Source organism: Kaistia nematophila, from assembly GCF_026343855.1.
In the GTDB taxonomy this organism is placed as follows: domain Bacteria; phylum Pseudomonadota; class Alphaproteobacteria; order Rhizobiales; family Kaistiaceae; genus Kaistia; species Kaistia nematophila.
Window position 1 is genome coordinate 35862 of sequence record NZ_JAPKNK010000002.1, and the last position, 17453, is coordinate 53314.

General features: G+C 65.0%; 16 protein-coding genes. 11 read left to right on the forward strand and 5 right to left on the reverse strand.

Going from position 1 to position 17453, the window contains the following annotated elements; genetic code table 11:
- Nucleotides 1–30: 30 nt before the first annotated feature.
- From gfa to rplM, 4 genes are all read right to left on the reverse strand, one after another.
- On the reverse strand, nucleotides 31–606 hold the full coding sequence (gene gfa, locus OSH07_RS04460; protein ID WP_266337420.1) for an S-(hydroxymethyl)glutathione synthase: 576 nt from the start codon (nucleotides 604–606) through the stop codon (nucleotides 31–33).
- Nucleotides 607–795: 189 nt separating this feature from the next.
- Nucleotides 796–1746, reverse strand: a complete 951-nt coding sequence (gene argC / locus OSH07_RS04465; protein WP_266337421.1) for an N-acetyl-gamma-glutamyl-phosphate reductase — start codon at nucleotides 1744–1746, stop codon at nucleotides 796–798.
- Nucleotides 1747–1901: 155 nt separating this feature from the next.
- Nucleotides 1902–2372, reverse strand: coding sequence for a 30S ribosomal protein S9 (gene rpsI, locus OSH07_RS04470; protein ID WP_266337422.1), 471 nt, complete (start codon nucleotides 2370–2372; stop codon nucleotides 1902–1904).
- A 2-nt stretch (nucleotides 2373–2374) separates the two neighbouring features.
- Nucleotides 2375–2839, reverse strand: coding sequence for a 50S ribosomal protein L13 (gene rplM, locus OSH07_RS04475; RefSeq protein WP_266337423.1), 465 nt, complete (start codon nucleotides 2837–2839; stop codon nucleotides 2375–2377).
- 677 nt (nucleotides 2840–3516) lie between these two features.
- On the opposite strand from rplM, the gene OSH07_RS04480 reads away from it, so the two are divergent.
- From OSH07_RS04480 to OSH07_RS04495, 4 genes are all read left to right on the forward strand, one after another.
- Entirely contained in the window at nucleotides 3517–3966 is a 450-nt protein-coding gene (locus OSH07_RS04480) for a VOC family protein (protein ID WP_266337424.1), read from the forward strand.
- A complete protein-coding gene (locus OSH07_RS04485) occupies nucleotides 3963–4769 on the forward strand; it encodes an SH3 domain-containing protein (RefSeq protein WP_266337425.1) in 807 nt (268 codons plus the stop codon). The genes OSH07_RS04480 and OSH07_RS04485 overlap by 4 nt, the downstream gene beginning before the upstream one ends.
- 3 nt (nucleotides 4770–4772) lie before the next feature.
- Nucleotides 4773–5201, forward strand: a complete 429-nt coding sequence (locus tag OSH07_RS04490; protein ID WP_266337426.1) for a CoA-binding protein — start codon at nucleotides 4773–4775, stop codon at nucleotides 5199–5201.
- 161 nt (nucleotides 5202–5362) lie between these two features.
- Nucleotides 5363–6649, forward strand: coding sequence for an O-acetylhomoserine aminocarboxypropyltransferase (locus tag OSH07_RS04495; RefSeq protein ID WP_266337427.1), 1287 nt, complete (start codon nucleotides 5363–5365; stop codon nucleotides 6647–6649).
- 196 nt (nucleotides 6650–6845) lie between these two features.
- Here the strand turns inward: OSH07_RS04495 and OSH07_RS04500 are convergent, their stop codons facing one another.
- Entirely contained in the window at nucleotides 6846–8678 is a 1833-nt protein-coding gene (locus tag OSH07_RS04500) for a PHA/PHB synthase family protein (RefSeq protein WP_266337428.1), read from the reverse strand.
- 127 nt (nucleotides 8679–8805) lie between these two features.
- Between OSH07_RS04500 and OSH07_RS04505 the strand changes: the two genes are divergently transcribed.
- The 7 genes from OSH07_RS04505 to OSH07_RS04535 all read left to right on the forward strand — a co-directional run bounded on the left by OSH07_RS04505 (nucleotide 8806) and on the right by OSH07_RS04535 (nucleotide 17384).
- Nucleotides 8806–9210: a hypothetical protein gene (locus OSH07_RS04505; protein ID WP_266337429.1), complete on the forward strand. Its 405-nt coding sequence runs from the start codon at nucleotides 8806–8808 to the stop codon at nucleotides 9208–9210.
- Between the two features lie 90 nt (nucleotides 9211–9300).
- A complete protein-coding gene (locus tag OSH07_RS04510; RefSeq protein WP_266337430.1) occupies nucleotides 9301–10521 on the forward strand; it encodes an LL-diaminopimelate aminotransferase in 1221 nt (406 codons plus the stop codon).
- 24 nt (nucleotides 10522–10545) lie between these two features.
- The gene (locus OSH07_RS04515; protein WP_266337431.1) at nucleotides 10546–11871 is read left to right on the forward strand and encodes a homoserine dehydrogenase; all 1326 of its coding nucleotides are present in this window, start codon (nucleotides 10546–10548) and stop codon (nucleotides 11869–11871) included.
- A gap of 18 nt (nucleotides 11872–11889) precedes the next feature.
- Nucleotides 11890–12891: a class II fructose-bisphosphatase gene (glpX, locus tag OSH07_RS04520; RefSeq protein ID WP_266337432.1), complete on the forward strand. Its 1002-nt coding sequence runs from the start codon at nucleotides 11890–11892 to the stop codon at nucleotides 12889–12891.
- Between the two features lie 10 nt (nucleotides 12892–12901).
- Entirely contained in the window at nucleotides 12902–14716 is a 1815-nt protein-coding gene (gene recJ, locus OSH07_RS04525) for a single-stranded-DNA-specific exonuclease RecJ (RefSeq protein ID WP_266337433.1), read from the forward strand.
- 396 nt (nucleotides 14717–15112) lie between these two features.
- Nucleotides 15113–15781: a helix-turn-helix domain-containing protein gene (locus tag OSH07_RS04530; protein ID WP_266337434.1), complete on the forward strand. Its 669-nt coding sequence runs from the start codon at nucleotides 15113–15115 to the stop codon at nucleotides 15779–15781.
- Between the two features lie 4 nt (nucleotides 15782–15785).
- Nucleotides 15786–17384 (forward strand): ABC transporter substrate-binding protein, encoded by a 1599-nt coding sequence (locus tag OSH07_RS04535; protein WP_266337435.1) that lies wholly within the window; start codon nucleotides 15786–15788, stop codon nucleotides 17382–17384.
- The last annotated feature ends 69 nt before the right edge of the window (nucleotides 17385–17453 follow it).

Consider the following 17453-nt stretch of genomic DNA (forward strand, 5'->3'; position numbering starts at 1 on the left):
GAGTACGGACCCTGGCCTGCCCCTTTTCATTCATTCGGCGAGAACTCCGGATTTCTTCGCCGCGAAAATCGCCAGCGCGTCCATCAGCGGCGGCGACAGGCAGTCATAGGGTTCGAGGCCGAGTTCACGGATGCGCGCGCGGACCGCGCCCATGCTGTCCGGCTTCACGCCTCCCTCGATCAGCGACGAGATGAAGGCGCCGAACTGCGGCGCCTGCCAGCCTTCCTCGCGCGAAAGCTCGGTATGGACGAAGGTCAGGCCCTTGAAGGCATGATCCTTTTCGACCGGCCCGTGCATGTGCACGCCGCAGACCTTGCAGGCATGGCGCAGGATGGTGGCGGCCGGATTGACGATGGCGAGCTTGTCGCCGTTCTCCGCCACGCGGACATCGGCGGTCGGCGCGACAGCGACGATCGAGACAATGGCGCCCTCGGGCTTCCAGCACTGGGTGCAGCCACAGGCATGGTTGTGGGCGACCTGGCCCTTGATCTCGACCTTCACCGGCTTGTCGAGACAGTGGCAGACCAGCGTTCCGCCGGCGAAATCGTCCGCGCCCTTGCGGAGGCCGTGATCGATGGCGGGGTGCAGAAGGACCGTGGCAGGCATTTCAGGCTCCCTCGTTCGTTCTTGCCGGAGGATCCGGTTCGAGCAAGGTAGCGCTGACGTAGCGTCAAGGAAACGGGTTGGCAGTCGGCCCGCGAAGAATTGCATGCGCGGGCGCGCAGACGAAAACGGCCATGCCGGGGGGCGAAGCTCCGCGACATGGCCGTTGAAGTGTCGTCCAGTGAGGCCGACCTAGCTCAGGCCGCTCGCCTCGTCGAGGCCGAGAACCAGGTTCAGGTTCTGCACGGCGGCGCCCGAGGCTCCCTTGCCGAGATTGTCGAGCAGGGCGACGAGGCGCGCCTGACCGGCGCCTTCGGTGCCGAAGGTGAAGAGCTTCATCCGGTTGGTGCTGTTCAGCCCTTCGGGATCGAGGCCTGTCATGGCGCCCGATTCCGCGAGGCTAGCGACGGTGACGAAGCGCTCGCCGGCATAGTGGGCGGAAAGCGCCTCGTTCAGCGCGGCCAGCGACGGCTTGCCGGGGATCAGGTCCAGATGCAGCGGGATCTCGACGATCATGCCCTGCGCATAGCGGCCGACGGAGGGCGCGAAGATCGGGCGCAGCTCAAGCTGGCCATGCTTCTGGATCTCCGGAACATGCTTGTGCTGCAGCGGCAGCGCATAGATGCGGAAATTCTCCTGCGTGTAGTTCGGCGCGTTCGGATCCTCGAACTCGGCGATCATCGACTTGCCGCCGCCGGAATAGCCCGAGACGGCGTTGATGGTCACCGGCCAGGAGCCGGGCAGGAGACCTGCCGACACCAGCGGCCGCAGCAGCGCGATGGCGCCGGTGGCGTAGCAGCCCGGGTTGGAGATCCGCGTCGAGCCGGCGATCTTCGCCCGCTGCGCCTTGTCCAGCTCGGCAAAGCCATACGTCCAGTCGGCAGCCGTCCGGTAGGCGGTCGACGCGTCGATCACCTTGACCGCCGGATTGTCGATGAGGCTGACGGCTTCCTTGGCCGCGGCATCCGGCAGGCAGAGGATGATGGCGTCGGCGCCGTTCAGCAGCTCTGCCCTGGCCGCCGTCTCCTTGCGACGCTCGGGCGCGATCGACAAAAGCTGGATGTCGTCGCGGCCTTCCAGGCGCTGGCGGATCTGCAGACCCGTCGTGCCGGCTTCGCCGTCGATGAAGACCTTGGATACCATGGGCTTGTCTCCGTTCAGGCACCAGAAGATGGGGGCTTCAGCGCCACCCGCAAGAATGCCGCGTCAGCATGACCCTGCGATGAAGCAGGACCGCATAGAAAAAGGGCGCTGCGGTTGCCCGAAGCGCCCTTTCGAAAACGTCGCGAGGACGCTGATTAGCGCTTCGAGAACTGGAAGCTGCGGCGGGCCTTGGCGTGGCCGTACTTCTTGCGCTCGACGACGCGGCTGTCGCGGGTCAGGAAGCCGCCCTTCTTGAGGACAGTGCGCAGCTCGGGCTCGTAATAGGTCAGAGCCTTCGAGATGCCGTGACGGAGCGCGCCGGCCTGGCCGGAAAGACCGCCGCCGGCGACCGTCGCGTTGATGTCGTACTGGTCGGTACGCGAGGCAACGCCGATCGGCTGCTGGACGAGCATCTGCAGAACCGGGCGAGCGAAGTAGCCGCGGTATTCCTTGCCGTTCACGGTGATCTTGCCGGTGCCCGGCTTGATCCAGACGCGGGCAATGGCGTTCTTGCGCTTGCCGGTCGCGTAGGCGCGGCCCTGGGCGTCAAGCTTCTGCACATGGACAGGAGCCGCGTTCTCGGTCGAGATGACGGCGAGGTCCTGGAGGGACTGGAGATCAGCCATGTTCAGGCAATCCTCTTGTTCTTGGCATTCAGGGCGCCGACGTCCAGCACTTCCGGCTGCTGGGCTTCATGCGGATGCTCCGAGCCGGCATAGACGCGCAGGTTCTTGAGCTGGCGACGGCCGAGCGGACCCTCGGGGATCATGCGCTCGATGGCCTTCTCCAGAACGCGCTCGGGGAACTTGCCCTCGATGATCTGGCGCGGGCTGCGCTCCTTGATGCCGCCGATGTAGCCGGTGTGCCAGTAGTACCGCTTGTCGGTGTACTTGGCGCCGGTGAAGACGACCTTGTCGGCATTGATGACGATGACGTTGTCGCCGTCGTCGACATGCGGGGTGAAGCTGGCCTTGTGCTTGCCGCGAAGGCGGTTCGCCACGACGACGGCGAGACGGCCAACGACCAGCCCTTCAGCGTCGATCAGAATCCACTTCTTCTCGACATCCGCCGGCTTGGTGGAAATGGTGCTCATTGTTGAACTCGTTTTCTCGTGCCCTTCGCGGGCAGGATTAGCGGCAACAGGACGCGTGGTCCTGTCGTTCGTGGCCGGTGTTTAGCTTGGAGCACGGATTCCGTCAAGCATCGCGGAAAAGTCGATGTTTGAAATAGACGTTTGATATCAATGGTTTGCGTATGTGGTATTATTTTACCCTATAGCGCGATCCGTTTGCGCCGTCTAAGCGGGCTCAATCTATCGCGGATGAGCGTGGCGGGCACCCGAAATGCGCGAAGTCGGAGGATAGCCGGCGAGGGGGCGCAGCCGCCATCGCGAAGCGTGCTATGGGATGGTTCGGGGTGAGCCGCGTCGGCTCGCAAGGCTTTTGGGGGATTGGATCATGTGGACGGTCTGGAAGCATCCGCTGGTGAAGTGGATCGTGTTGCTGGTGCTGCTGGGCGCGACCGGCGCCTTCATTCTCGCGACGACGTAGCGGGGAGGCGGGCTTCCCGCTCCATCCGGCGCCGTCCAGGCGGGACGGTGCCGGTCGGGCGGATTGTCGCGTGGCGGAGCTGGTTGACCGAAGGGGCCGGCCACCGGCCGCGCGAACGTCACGCTGTCATGCTGCTGTGCGGTGAATGACGGAGAACGGACCCTGTACCCGGCGGGCTGATCGGCTATGCTGCCGGCCGTATCGTGACGGGGAAGACCAGATGACGGATGTAGGCCTCGCACCAAGGCTCAGCATTGTGACGCTCGGTGTCGCCAACGTGCAGAAGGCACGGGCATTCTACGAATCGCTTGGCTGGCAGGCTTCGGCAGTGAGCCAGGAAGAGATCGTGTTCTTCCAGCTTTCCGGCGTGGTGCTGGCTCTTTTCCAGCGCAACGCCCTTGCCGACGACGCGAATGTCTCGCCGGCCGGCGACGGTTTTCGCGGCGTGACGCTGGCGCATAATGTGGAGAGCGAAGCCGAGGTCGATGCGGCGCTGGCGCATGCCGAGAATTGCGGCGCGCGCATCATGAAGCCGGCCACCAAAGTGTTCTGGGGCGGCTATTCCGGGTATTTTTCCGATCCGGACGGCCATCTCTGGGAGGTGGCCTACAATCCCTTCTTCCCGTTTGATGAGGCCGGTCGCCTCGCACTGCCAGGGCCCCAGTCATGAAGCATCTTCTTTGCAGTTGCGCGTTCGTCGCCCTTTTCGGTTCGGCCGCCTTCGCCGCCGAGGATCCGGCCAACCAGGCCAAGCCCTATGAGGCGGTCACCGTCACCTATGACACCACGGGAACGGACGACGCCGAGCTGAAGGCGCTCGTCGAAACGCTGAAGACGGCGATCTCCACCGGCGACGTCGGCACGCTCAAGGCCAATGCCGCGCCGGAGGTGAAGATCTATTCGCCGATGATCGGATTTCCCGACGCGACCCCGCCGGCGGCGCTGCCGGACCCGGAGAAGCATCCGGGCGACCAGCGGCTCGACGAGGCCGCGACGCTGACGGCGACGGGCGATGTCGACTACAGCCGCGAGGATCTCGACGGGCTGGTCGTCGACCTGTTTGGCAATGCGCTCGATTCGGGAACGATCGGCCATTCCAAGACGGCGGGCGGCGCCATCTGCTCGCCGGCCGAGCCGATCTTCGACCGCGACAAGGCGATCGCCGTGGCGGATGCCGCCGGCGTGCCGTCCGGCAATCTCTGGATCCTGTCGGAAGATACCGAGTTCCACGAAAAGCCTTCCGAGACTTCTGCCGTGCTGGTGAAGCTGCCGGCCGGCACCATCGTGCCGTTCGTCGAGGGCTCGGTCGATGGCGAGGATGGCGATGCCGACTGGTATTCCGTGGCGCTGCCGTCCGGCAAGATCGGCTACTCGACCAATGACATCTCGCTCGGCTTCCAGGCGACCAGCGTCTGCTACGGCAAGGTCGACGGTAAGTGGATGGTCACCGCCGTGGTTGTGCCCGGTCTCTGACGCATGGACCATGATCACTACGACGACGCCTATCTTCGCGACATCCTGACCGCGACGAAGACGATCGCCCTGATCGGCGCCAGTCCGAACCCGGCCCGTGCCAGCCATGGCGTGCTGGGCTACCTGACGCGCGAGGGCTACGAGACCTATCCGATCAATCCCGGCATCGCCGGGCGGGAACTGTTCGGCCGCATGGTCTATCCGCGCCTGGCCGACGTGCCGGTTGCGATCGACATGGTCGATGTCTTTCGCAATTCGGAGGCGATCGGCGGCGTCGTCGACGAGATCCTGGCGCTTCCGGTGCTGCCTAAGGTCATGTGGCTGCAACTCGGCATCCGCAATGATGCGCAGGCGGCCCGACTGGAGGCGAGGGGCGTCCGGGTCGTCATGAACCGTTGCCCGGCGATCGAGCGACCGCGTCTGATCGGCTGAAGGATTTTTGCGGCCGGGGCCGCGATGGGAGGATGAATTTTCGACGGGCGCGGCTTCCCGGCGAAATGCATGGCTGCGATTTGCAACTCTGCCGGGTTATCGGTGGAGTTGAGGACCGTTCCGGCGGAACCATCAAAATCAAGAGAGTGGAGGAGACAAGAATGTCTGAAGACAGGCTTCCCGGTTTCGCGACGCTGGCAGTCCATGCCGGCGCCCAGCCCGACCCGACCACGGGCGCGCGCATAACGCCGATCTACCAGACGAGCTCGTTCGTCTTCGAGAATGTCGACCATGCGGCGTCGCTGTTCGGCCTGCAGGCCTTCGGCAACATCTATACGCGCATCACCAATCCGACGACCGCCGTGCTCGAGGAGCGCGTCGCGGCGCTGGAAGGCGGCACCGCCGCGCTCGCCGTTGCCTCCGGCCATGCCGCGCAGCTTCTTGTGTTCCACACGCTGCTGCAGCCGGGCGACGAGTTCATCGCCTCGACCAAGCTCTATGGCGGCTCGATCAACCAGTTCAATCACTCGTTCAAGAGCTTCGGCTGGAATGTCGTCTGGGCCGATCCCGACGACATCGCCTCGTTCGAGCGGGCGATCACCCCGAAGACCAAGGCGATCTTCATCGAGTCGATCGCCAATCCCGGCGGCATCGTCGTTGACATCGCCGCGATCGCCGCGGTCGCCAAGCGCGCGGGCGTGCCGCTGATCGTCGACAACACGCTGGCGACGCCGTATCTCTGCAAGCCGTTCGAGCACGGCGCCGACATCGTCGTGCATTCGCTGACGAAATTCCTCGGCGGCCATGGCAATTCCATGGGCGGCGTCATCGTCGACGGCGGCCGGTTCAACTGGACGCGCGAGGCGCGCTACCCGAAGCTGTCGCAGCCGCTGGCCGAATATAACGGCATCGTGCTTGCCGAGACCTTCGGCAATTTCGCCTTCGCGATCGCCTGCCGCGTGCTCGGCCTGCGCGACCTCGGCCCGGCCATCTCGCCGCAGAATTCGTTCCTGATCCTGACCGGCATCGAGACGCTGCCGCTGCGCATGCAGAGGCATTCCGACAATGCCCGCGCCGTCGCCGAACACCTGATCGACCACCCGGCCGTGGCCTGGGTGAGCTATGCCGGCCTGCCGGGCGACCGCTACCACAATCTCGCCCGCCGCTACGTGCCGAAGGGCGCAGGCGCGGTTCTTACCTTCGGTCTGAAGGGCGGCTACGACGCCGGCGTGAAGGTCGTCTCGACCGTCAAGCTCTTCTCGCATCTCGCGAATATCGGCGATACGCGCTCGCTCATCATCCATCCGGCCTCCACCACGCACCGCCAGCTGAGTGACTCGCAGAAGGTGCTGGCCGGCGCCGGCCCGGACGTTGTCCGCCTGTCGATCGGCATCGAGGACAAGGAAGACATCATCGCGGATCTCGACCAGGCGCTTGCCGCCACCTGATCCGGCTCGAGGTCCAGAAGACCCTCACCCCAACCCTCTCCCGCAAGCGGGAGAGGGAGTTCTGCCCACCCCGTCGGGCTTGGGGTGTTTCCCAAAATGTCCTCGAAAATGGCTCGCTGGCCGGATGGCACGCAGGCTTAAAACCCTCGCCCGCTTGCGGGAGAGGGCAGGGTGAGGGGCTTACTCTACCCTCGCCCTACGCCATCACCTTCACATAGCTTCCCGGCGCGTCCTCGATAGCCTTGACCTTGCGGCCGCCGGGCGTGCGTGCCTTGACGCGCGTATTGTCCTGCGCCTCGATCCAGGCCTGCCAGTGCGGCCACCATGAACCCGGCTGCTCCTTGGCGTGGCCGAGCCAGTCCTCCAGGGCGTCGCCATGCGGTGCTCGACCGGTCCAGTACTGGTACTTGCCGCGCGAGGGTGGGTTGATCACGCCGGCGATATGGCCGGATCCGGCCAGCACGAAAGTGACGGGACCGCCGAAGAAGGATGAGCCGTAGAAGACGGAGCGTGGCGGCGCGATGTGGTCGTCGCGGGTGGCGAGGTTATAGATCGGTATCGTCACGTCGCCGAGCGACAGCGGCTTGCCGTCGACCGTGAGTTCGCCCTCGGCCAGCTTGTTGTCGAGATAGCAGTTGCGCAGATAGAAGGAGTGGTTCGCTGCCGGCATGCGCGTGGCGTCGGAGTTCCAGTAGAGCAGGTCGAACGGGATCGGTTCCTTGCCGCGGAAATAGTTGTTCACGACATAGGACCAGATCAGGTCGTTGGAACGCAGCATGTTGAAGGAGGCGGTCATGTTCTTCCCCTCCAGATAGCCACGCACGCTCATCTTCTTCTCGACGGCCTCGATCTGTTCCTCGTCGATGAAGACCTTCAGGTCGCCGGCATGGGTGAAGTCGACCTGGGTGGCGAACAGGGTCGCCGAGGCGATCCGCGTGTCGCCGACGCCCGCCATGTAGGCGAGCGTATAGGAGAGCAGGGTGCCGCCGACGCAATAGCCGATGGCATTGATCTCCGTCTCCCCGGTGATCTTCTGCACCGTGTCGAGCGAGGCGAGGATGCCCTCGCGCATGTAGTTCTCGAAGCTCTTCTCGGACTGCCTTTCGTCCGGATTGATCCAGGAGATCACGAAGACCGTATGGCCCTGCTCCACCGCCCAGCGGACGAAGGATTTTTCCGGGTTGAGGTCGAGGATGTAGAACTTGTTGATCCAGGGGGGCACGATCAAAAGCGGCCGCTTCAGCACGTCCTTGGTGTTCGGCTTGTACTGGATCAGTTGGCAGACATCGTTCTGCAGGATGACCTTGCCGGGTGACAGCGCCAGGTTCTTGCCGATGGCGAAGTGCGAGTTGTCGGACTGGCGGATGATCAGCTCGCCATTTCCCGCCGCGATGTCCTCGGCCAGCATATCCATGCCGCGCACGAGATTGTCGGCGCTCGAATCAAGCGTATCGCGCAGGATCTCGGGATTGGTGAACAGGAAATTCGACGGCGAAACCGCATTGGCGATCTGGCGGACATAGAAACCGGCCTTGAGCCGTATATGCGGATCGAGGTCGTCGGCGCGCTCGACCATCTCCTCCGCCCAGCGCGTCGTGATCAGGTAGAACTGCTTCACGAAATCGAAGAACTGGTTCTGCGTCCACTGCGGGTCCTTGAAGCGACGGTCGCGCGGGTCTGGCACGGCGACAGGCGGCATCTGCACGCCGCTCATGCGCTGCATCGTGCTCGTCCACAGCATGAAATATTGGCCGTAGAGCTTTGATTGCGCTTGTATGCTTCGGCCAGGTTCGGCGGTCCAGTACTCGATCACCTTGGCAAGCGTGCGGACGATCTCGGCGATCTCGTCGGTCAGGTCAGCCGAGAGTCGGCCGTCTTCCCGGGGTTTCAGGAAGGCGTTGGCGGCCTTGGTCATGCCCTCGATCATCTTCGCGATGTTCTGGGCGAATTTCTCGGGATCTTTGATGATCAGGCTGATCGGGGCTCCGTCGGAGGTCGTGCGGTCGCTTCCGGTCTTGTCTTTGGCCATCATGTCCCCGAATGCCATTCTACCATCGGGAAGGCTGCGCTGCTTTCCCCGACGCGCGGAGTGTAATAGCTTCGCCCTCACAGGGATATGATGCGCATGCTATCGGCCCGCTTACCACAATGAGTTCATGATGAATCCGATCGGAATCAAGCGGTCTCGTTCCGCGTCGCTCTCTTTCATGCTGGCGCTGTCGGTTTCGCTGGCGGCGTGCTCGCCGCAGCTATCGAGGACGCTCGACAACACGCCCGATCCGGAGTTGACCCGCCAGGGTGCGTTCCCGAACATCAACGTCGCCGGCCAGCAGCCGCCCGGCAAGCTGATGACGCCGGACGAACTCAAGCAGGCGACAGCGAGCCTGAAGGCCCAAAGCGCCCGCAACAACCCGCAGGCGGCGCAGGCGGCGCTGAAGCAGAGCGCGGCCTCCAACGCCGCGCTGGAGAAGACCGCGGCGACCCATGCCAAGAAAACCTTGTCGGAAATTCAGGAGCGATGTGGCGAACCGGGAGCAGACGCCACGAAATGCCCTCAATAAGGGTGCTTTCATAGTTCGCGGTTCGGTGTAGAACCGCCCTGCGCCAGGTGAGGCGCATCATAACTATCCAAGAGAGATGGATTCGGAGCGATGAGCGAGTTCCACAGCGTGCGGCGTCTGCCGCAGTACGTCTTTGAGCAGGTCAACCGGCTTAAGGCGAGCGCTCGAGCCGCAGGCGCCGATATCATCGATCTGGGCATGGGCAATCCCGACCTTCCGACGCCGCAGCATATCGTCCAGAAGCTCGCCGAGACGGCGGGCCGGCCGGACGTCCACGGCTATTCGGCGTCGCGCGGCATCAACGGTCTTCGCAAGGCCCAGGCTGCCTATTACGAGCGCCGTTTCGGCGTGAAGCTCGATCCCAACACGCAGATCGTCGCGACGATCGGCTCGAAGGAAGGCTTCGCCAACATGGCGCAGGCGATCACGGCGCCGGGCGACGTGATTCTGGTCCCCAATCCGAGCTACCCGATTCATGCCTTCGGCTTCCTGATGGCAGGCGGCGTGATCCGCTCGGTGCCGGTCGAGCCGGGTCCAGAGTTCTTCCATGCGATGGAACGTGCCGTCATGCACTCCATCCCGAAGCCGCTCGCGGTCGTCCTCTGCTACCCGTCCAATCCGACGGCGCATGTTGCGGACCTTGACTTCTATCGTGACGTCGTCGCCTTCGCCCGCAAGCACGACCTTTTCGTGCTGTCGGATCTCGCCTACGCCGAAATCTACTTCGACGATTTCCCGCCGCCCTCGATCCTGCAGGTTCCGGGCGCGATGGACGTCGCGGTCGAGTTCACCTCGATGTCGAAGACCTATTCGATGGCCGGCTGGCGCATGGGCTTCGCGGTCGGCAATGAGCGCCTGATCGCCGCGCTGTCGCGCGTGAAATCCTACCTGGACTATGGCGCCTATACGCCGATCCAGGTCGCGGCAACCACCGCGCTGAACGGCCCGCAGGACTGCATCGAGGAGATGCGCCAGATCTACAAGCATCGCCGCGACGTGCTGGTCGACAGCTTCGGCCGTGCCGGCTGGCAGATCCCGGCGCCGCGCGCCAGCATGTTCGCCTGGGTTCCGATCCCGGACGCGTTCAAGTCGATGGGCAGCCTCGAATTCTCGAAGCTCCTGATCGAGAAGGCCGACGTTGCCGTGGCCCCGGGCGTCGGCTTCGGCGAGCATGGCGACGACTATGTGCGCATCGCCCTCGTCGAAAACGAGCAGCGTATTCGGCAGGCCGCGCGCAATGTCCGTCGCTTCCTTGAAACGGCGGACAAAACGTTGCACAACGTCGTCCCGATCAGCAGCGCCCGGCGATAAGCCGGGCCCCCCTGGGGCGTTTATATGAATCAAGCACTTCGGCTGGGTGTCGCCGGCCTCGGCACCGTCGGCGCGTCCCTGCTGCAACTGACGCAGCGCCATGCCGATGAACTGGCGCTGCGTTGCGGCCGCCCGGTCGTCGTGACCGCCGTCACGGCCCGCGATCGCTTCCGCGATCGCGGCGTCGATCTGTCTGCCGTCGCCTGGTACGACGACCCGATCTCGCTGGCCCAGTCTCCCGACATCGACGTCTTCGTCGAACTCATGGGCGGCGCCGACGGCTCGGCTGCTGATTCCGTGCGCGCCGCGCTCGACGCCGGCAAGCATGTCGTCACCGCCAACAAGGCCCTTCTCGCCAAGCACGGGACGGAGCTGGCTCGCCGCGCCGAGCAGAACAGCGTCTCGCTGAATTTCGAGGCGGCCGCCGCCGGCGGCATCCCGATCATCAAGACGCTGCGCGAGTCGCTTGCCGGCAATCGGGTCGGCCGCGTCTATGGCATCCTCAACGGCACCTGCAATTACATCCTCACGCGCATGGAGCGGGAAGGCATCGCGTTCGACGTCTGTCTCGCCGAGGCGCAGCGGCTCGGCTATGCCGAGGCCGATCCGACCTTCGACGTCGACGGTTTCGATACGGCCCACAAGCTGGCGCTGCTGACGGCGATCGCCTTTGGCACCGAGATCAATGCCGACGCCATCTATGTCGAGGGCATCCGCTCGATCTCGACGGCGGACATCGAGGCGGCCGACGAGCTAGGCTACCGCATCAAGCTGCTTGGCGTCGCCACCCGCACGGAGAGCGGAATCGAGCAGCGCGTCCATCCGACCATGGTGCCGAAGTCCTCGCCGATCGCCCGCGTCGATGGCGTCACCAACGCTGTGGCGGTCGAGGCCGATTTCGTTGGCCGGCTGGTTCTGTCGGGCCCGGGCGCCGGTGGTGATGCGACCGCCTCGGCCGTGATGAGCGACATCGCGGATCTCGCCCGCGGCGACGTGGTCGGCACGTTCGGCCGGCCCGCCCACACGCTGAAGCCCTATCAGCAGGCCGTCATGCGTTCGCATGCCGGCGGCTACTATATCCGCCTTGCGGTCTATGACCGGCCGGGTGCCTTCGCCTCCATCGCCAAGCGCATGGCGGAGAACAACATCTCGCTGGAATCGATCGTGCAGCGGCGCCGGGCCCCCAAGGCCGATGCTCCGGAACATCCGCAGCCGCAGGCGCCACAACCGGTTATGCTCATTACCTACGAGACGACCGAGTCGCAGGTCAAGGAAGCGCTCGATCGGATTACGGCGGACGGTCATATTGCGGAGAAGCCGCAGATGATACGCATCGAACAACTGGCCTGACAGCGGAGCAGCAACACCATGGCGATGACGGGGAACGCGAAGGCAGCGGGTCTGGACCGGATCCTGACGCTCGAGCTCGTGCGCGTGACGGAGCGCGCGGCCGTTGCGGCGGCGCGCTGGCGCGGGCGCGGCGACGAGATGGCCGCCGACCAGGCCGCCGTCGACGCCATGCGCCGCGAGCTCAACCGCTTGCCAATCGAGGGCACCGTCGTCATCGGCGAGGGCGAACGCGACGAAGCGCCGATGCTCTATATCGGCGAGAAGGTCGGCAAGGGTTCCGGCCCGAAGGTCGACATCGCGCTTGATCCACTCGAAGGCACGACGATCTGCGCCAAGAACCAGCCCAATTCGCTGGCCGTGATCGCCATCGCCGAAGGCGGCAGCCTGCTCTACGCGCCCGACGTCTACATGCAGAAGATCGCCATCGGCCCCGGCTATGCCAAGGGCGTCGTCGATCTCGACGCGTCGCCGCTGGAGAACATCCAGGCCCTGGCGGCCGCCAAGGGCGTTCCGGTCAACGAGATCACCGCCTGCATCCTCGACCGCCCCCGTCATGCCAAGCTGATCGAGGACGTGCGCGCCACCGGCGCCGCGCTCCGCCTGATCGGCGACGGCGACGTCGCCGGCGTCATTCACACGACCAATCCGGACGAGACCGGCATCGACATCTATCTCGGCATCGGCGGCGCGCCCGAGGGCGTGCTGGCTGCGGCGGCGCTCCGTTGCATCGGCGGCCAGATGCAGGGCCGCCTCGTCACCCAGTCGGACGCGCAGCGCGAGCGTGCCGCCAAGATGGGCGTCAAGGACTTCGACAAGAAGTTCACCCATGACGAGATGGCCAAGGGCGACGTGCTGTTCGCCGCGACCGGCGTGACCGACGGCAACCTGCTTTCCGGCGTCCGCTTCGCCCGCAATGGCGAGATCACCACCGACACGGTCGTGATGCGTTCTTCGTCCGGCACGGTTCGCTGGATCAAGGCGACGCACCGCGATCTCGAGAAGTTCGACAACGAGGGCTGATCCGGCTCCCATGTCCATGACATCCAGCGACGCACGGCGCGCCTTTCTCGGCGTTGAGGGATCCGTGACGGGGCGCCGCTGGACCGAGCGGGTCGACGCGACCTCCAGCTTGGCCGCGACCGCCATGGCGCAGCGCCATGAGATCCCCGAGTTGGTTGCGCGCGTGCTGGCCGGCCGGGGCGTCGCCATCGACGACGCGGCGCATTTCCTCGATCCGAGCCTGCGCCGCCTCATGCCGGATCCTTCGGTGCTCGCCGACATGGATGCGGCAGCGGCTCGCATCGCCGACGCCGTGGAGGCCGGCGAGCATGTCGCGATCTTCGGTGACTACGACGTCGACGGGGCGACGTCTTCGGCGTTGCTCGCCCGCTTTCTGCGCCATCAGGGCGTCGAGACGCGGATCTACATTCCCGACCGCATTTTCGAGGGCTACGGCCCCAACCCCGACGCCATCCGCACTCTGGTGGAGGAAGGCGCCGGCCTCATCGTTACTGTCGATTGCGGCTCGACCAGTCACGAGGCGCTCGGCGTCGCCCGCGATCTCGGTCGCCTCGCCGTTGTGCTCGACCATCACCAGATGGGCGCGGAACTGCCGCCGGCGCTCGCCGTAGTCAATCCGAACCGGCAGGACGACCTGTCTGGCCTCGGCCATCTCGCCGCCGTCGGCATCACCTTCCTCTCCATCGTTGCCGTCAATCGGGAACTGCGCAGGCGAGGCTGGTATGGCGAGAGCCGGCCGGAGCCGGACTTGCTGCAGTGGCTGGATCTCGTCGCGCTCGGCACGGTCTGCGACGTGGTGCCTCTCATCGGGCTGAACCGGGCGTTCGTCACCAAGGGGTTGCTGGCGGTGCGCCGTCGCGCCAATCCGGGTCTCGCGGCACTGTCGCAATGTGCCCGCATCGACGTGCCGGTCGCGCCCTATCATCTGGGCTTCCTGCTGGGGCCGAGGATCAATGCGGGCGGCCGCATCGGCGACGCCGCGCTGGGCGCACGACTGCTGTCGCTCGACGATCCGGCGGAAGCAGAGCGGATCGCCGTCGAACTCGACGATCTCAACAAGCAGCGCCAGGCCATCGAGACGGCGATGCTGGAGGAAGCCGTCGCGGAGGCGGACGCCGAGATCGGTGCGGGCGAGGGACCTGCCGTCATCGTCACCGCGAGCGAGCGCTGGCATCCCGGCATCGTTGGCCTGATTGCCGCCCGCCTGAAAGAGCGCTTCCGCCGTCCGGCCTTTGCGGTCGCGCTGATGCCCAATGGCATGGGCACTGGTTCCGGCCGTTCGGTTTCCGGCGTCGATCTCGGCGCGCTCGTGCGCGGCGCTGTCGAGAACGGCATTCTGGTCAAGGGCGGCGGTCACGCCATGGCCGCAGGCCTCACCATTGATCCCGCGCGCTTCGGTGAATTCCGGGCGTTCCTGGAAGCCGGCGCCGCCGAGGCTTCTCGCCGGGCCCGACAGGCCGACCAGTTGCTGATAGACGGAGCGCTCACCGCCCGCGCGGCGACCCCCGACTTCATCGACATGGTGGAGAAGGCCGGGCCCTTCGGCGCCGGTCATGCCGAGCCAGTCTTCGCGCTTCCGGCGCATGTCGTCGGCTACGCCGACACCGTCGGCAACGGCCATGTCCGGGTGACGCTTTCCGGCGGCGACCAGAACATCAAGGCGATCGCCTTCCGCGCCGCCGACAGCGACCTCGGCCGGATGCTGCTGGGGTCGCGCGGTCGCCCGCTGCATGTCGCCGGCTCCCTGTCGATCGATCATTGGCAGGGCAGGCGGCAGTCGAGCTTGCGGATTCTTGACGTCGCGCAGCCGCAACCGCTGCGCTAGCACTAGAGAGTCGCGGGGCGTTGCCTTCCGCCGACGCCGCGTTAGCTCCCTTCTTGTCCGGTATCAGCAGCCTTCCGGTGTGCCGAGCGCGGTTGCAATTTTTTCCTGAGACTGTTGAACTAATTCCGTAGGAATTGAATCGCCGAATGATCGCTCGTCATGCGAGTGTATCGATGGAAGGCGGTCGTGCCGGAGCGGAAGGCGCCCGGACGGACCTACATGACGTCCCGCAGACCTGGAATTCGCCCTGAAGTCCTTACCAGGCCACCGACCCGGAATGCGCATGAGCAAAAAAGAGTGGCAGAACAAGGTCGTAGAACTGCGCGGGCGAAGGAACTTGTTTTAAGATTTTAGCTATGGTGAAATAATTCAACCCGGAATGGCGGGGAGGCCGGCATGAGCAGCGAGCCCTTGAAGGTAGGATTGAAGATCAGAGATGCGCGCAAGCAGCGCCGGCTGACATTGCAGCGGGTCGCGGAGGCGACCGGTCTCTCGATCGGCTTCTTGAGCCAGGTCGAGCGCGATATCACAACCCCGTCGCTGTCGTCCCTGGTGACGATCGCCAAGGCCCTGGATCTTCCCGTCAGTTCTTTTCTGCACCAGCCGGATATCCCCAATGCGGTGTCGCGGCGTGATGGCAGGGTGACCTACGGCATCAATCCGGCCTGGATTTCCTATGAGCGGCTTTCGACGACGTTCCCGGGCCAGATGCTCAACGCCGTCAAGATGAACGTGCCGCCGCGCTATCTGTCTGAGACGACGTCGCACGAGGGCGAGGAGATCGTCTACGTGCTGGCGGGAACCATCCGCTACGTCATCGACGAGGTCATCTACGAATTGCATGCGGGGGACACCCTGCATTTCTCGGCCCATCGTCCGCACCGCGTCCAGAACGCAACGGACCATGTCGCCGAGGTTCTTTCTGTCGGGACACAGCAGCTCTTCTCGGATTCTCCCCGCCATCGCGGCCCCTCGCACGGCAGCGGTGCGGAGTTCCGCAAGAACCAGGACAAGAGCCAGGAAAAGACTGCGGTGCCCGGCGTATCCGAGGGTGAAACGAGGTAATATGATGAAGAAGTTGCGTGCATCGCTGCTTTTGGCGGCTCTTTCCGTCCCCGCCCTCATGACGGCGGCGGCTCACGCGGAGACGGTGCTGCGTCTCGACGAGGCGCCGATCGGCGAGCTCGATCCGGCCAAGGCGACCGACTACGCCGACTCGATCCTGATGTTCAACGTCTATGACACGCTGGTGGCGCCTACCGCCGGCAAGCCCGGCACGCAGCCGCTGCTCGCGTCGAGCTGGACGGTCGACGGCAACGCCTACACCTTCACGCTGCGCGATGACGTCAAGTTCCACTCCGGCAATCCGCTGACGGCGGAAGACGTGGTCTATTCGTTCGATCGCATGATCGCGCTCGGCCAGGGCTTCTCGCACCTCTTCGTCGATAGCGTCGAGAAGGTCGAGGCCGTCGACGGCAAGACGGTGAAGTTCACGCTGAAGGGTCCCTATGCGCCCTTCCTCTCGGCGCTCGTCCGCCTGCCGGTCGTCGATTCCAAGCTCGCCCGGCAGCATCAGGCGGATGGAAAGTATGGTGCGTTCGGCGATTATTCCGAGGCATGGCTCTCCGCCAACGACGCCGGCTCGGGCGCCTATGCGGTGGTGAAGCAGAACCCGCAGGAAGAGACCGACCTGGTCAAGTTCAAGGACTACTTCCTCGGCGCCACGCCGAAGTCCCCGGACAAGGTCCGCTTCCGCTATGGCCTCGAGGCCTCGACGGTGCGCGCGCTGCTCTCGAAGGGCGAGCACGACATCGGCTCGCAGTGGTTGCCGCCAGAGGTCGCCAAGTCCTTGGCCGCCGACGACAAGATGCAGCTTCTGACCGAGGTCGGCACCAACGTCTTCTACATCAAGCTGAACACGGCGAAGCCGCCGCTCGACGACGTGCATTGCCGCCTGGCGCTGACCTACGCGTTCGACTACGCGACCGCCGCCAAGATGGTCGCCGTCACCGACAAGGTCTCGCTCGGCAAGCCGGCCAACGGGCCGATCCCGCACGGCATGCTCGGCTCGTCGAGCGACGTGCCGAACTACGCGCAGGATCTCGACAAGGCCAAGGCCGAACTGGCGCAGTGCAAGTACAAGCCGGAAGAGACGCCGCTCGAGATCTCCTGGATCGCCGAAGTGCCGCTCGAGGAGCGCTTCGCGCTGCTGATGCAGGCCAATTTCGCCAAGCTCGGCTTCAAGCCGGAAGTGAAGCGCGTTCCCTGGGCGCTGTTCACCGAGATGGTGACCAAGCCGGAGACGACGCCGAACATCTCGCAGATCTTCAACAGCGCCACGACGCCCGACCCGGATTCCCTGCTTTACAACACCTACCATTCGTCGGCGAAGGGCACCTGGCAGTCGCCGGAGTATCTGCAGGACGCCGAGGTGGACAAGCTGCTGGCGGCCGGCCGCGCCGAGGTCGATCCGGCCAAGCGCCAGAAGATCTACGAGGATCTGAGCCAGCGCCTGCGCGATCTCGCGCCGACGATCTACGCCTATGACCAGGTCGCGGTCTTCCCGGCCCGCAAGGCGGTGACCGTGCCGGCGCTGTCGAACGATGCGGATCGCTATGCGCTTTCCGCCTTCGGATTCACGTTCCGCAACATGGAGATGGCCGAGTAAGGCCATCCTCGATCCGACCCCGGTCGTGGGCGCTTTCGTGCCCACGACCTCGTTTCTGGCCAAGGCGCG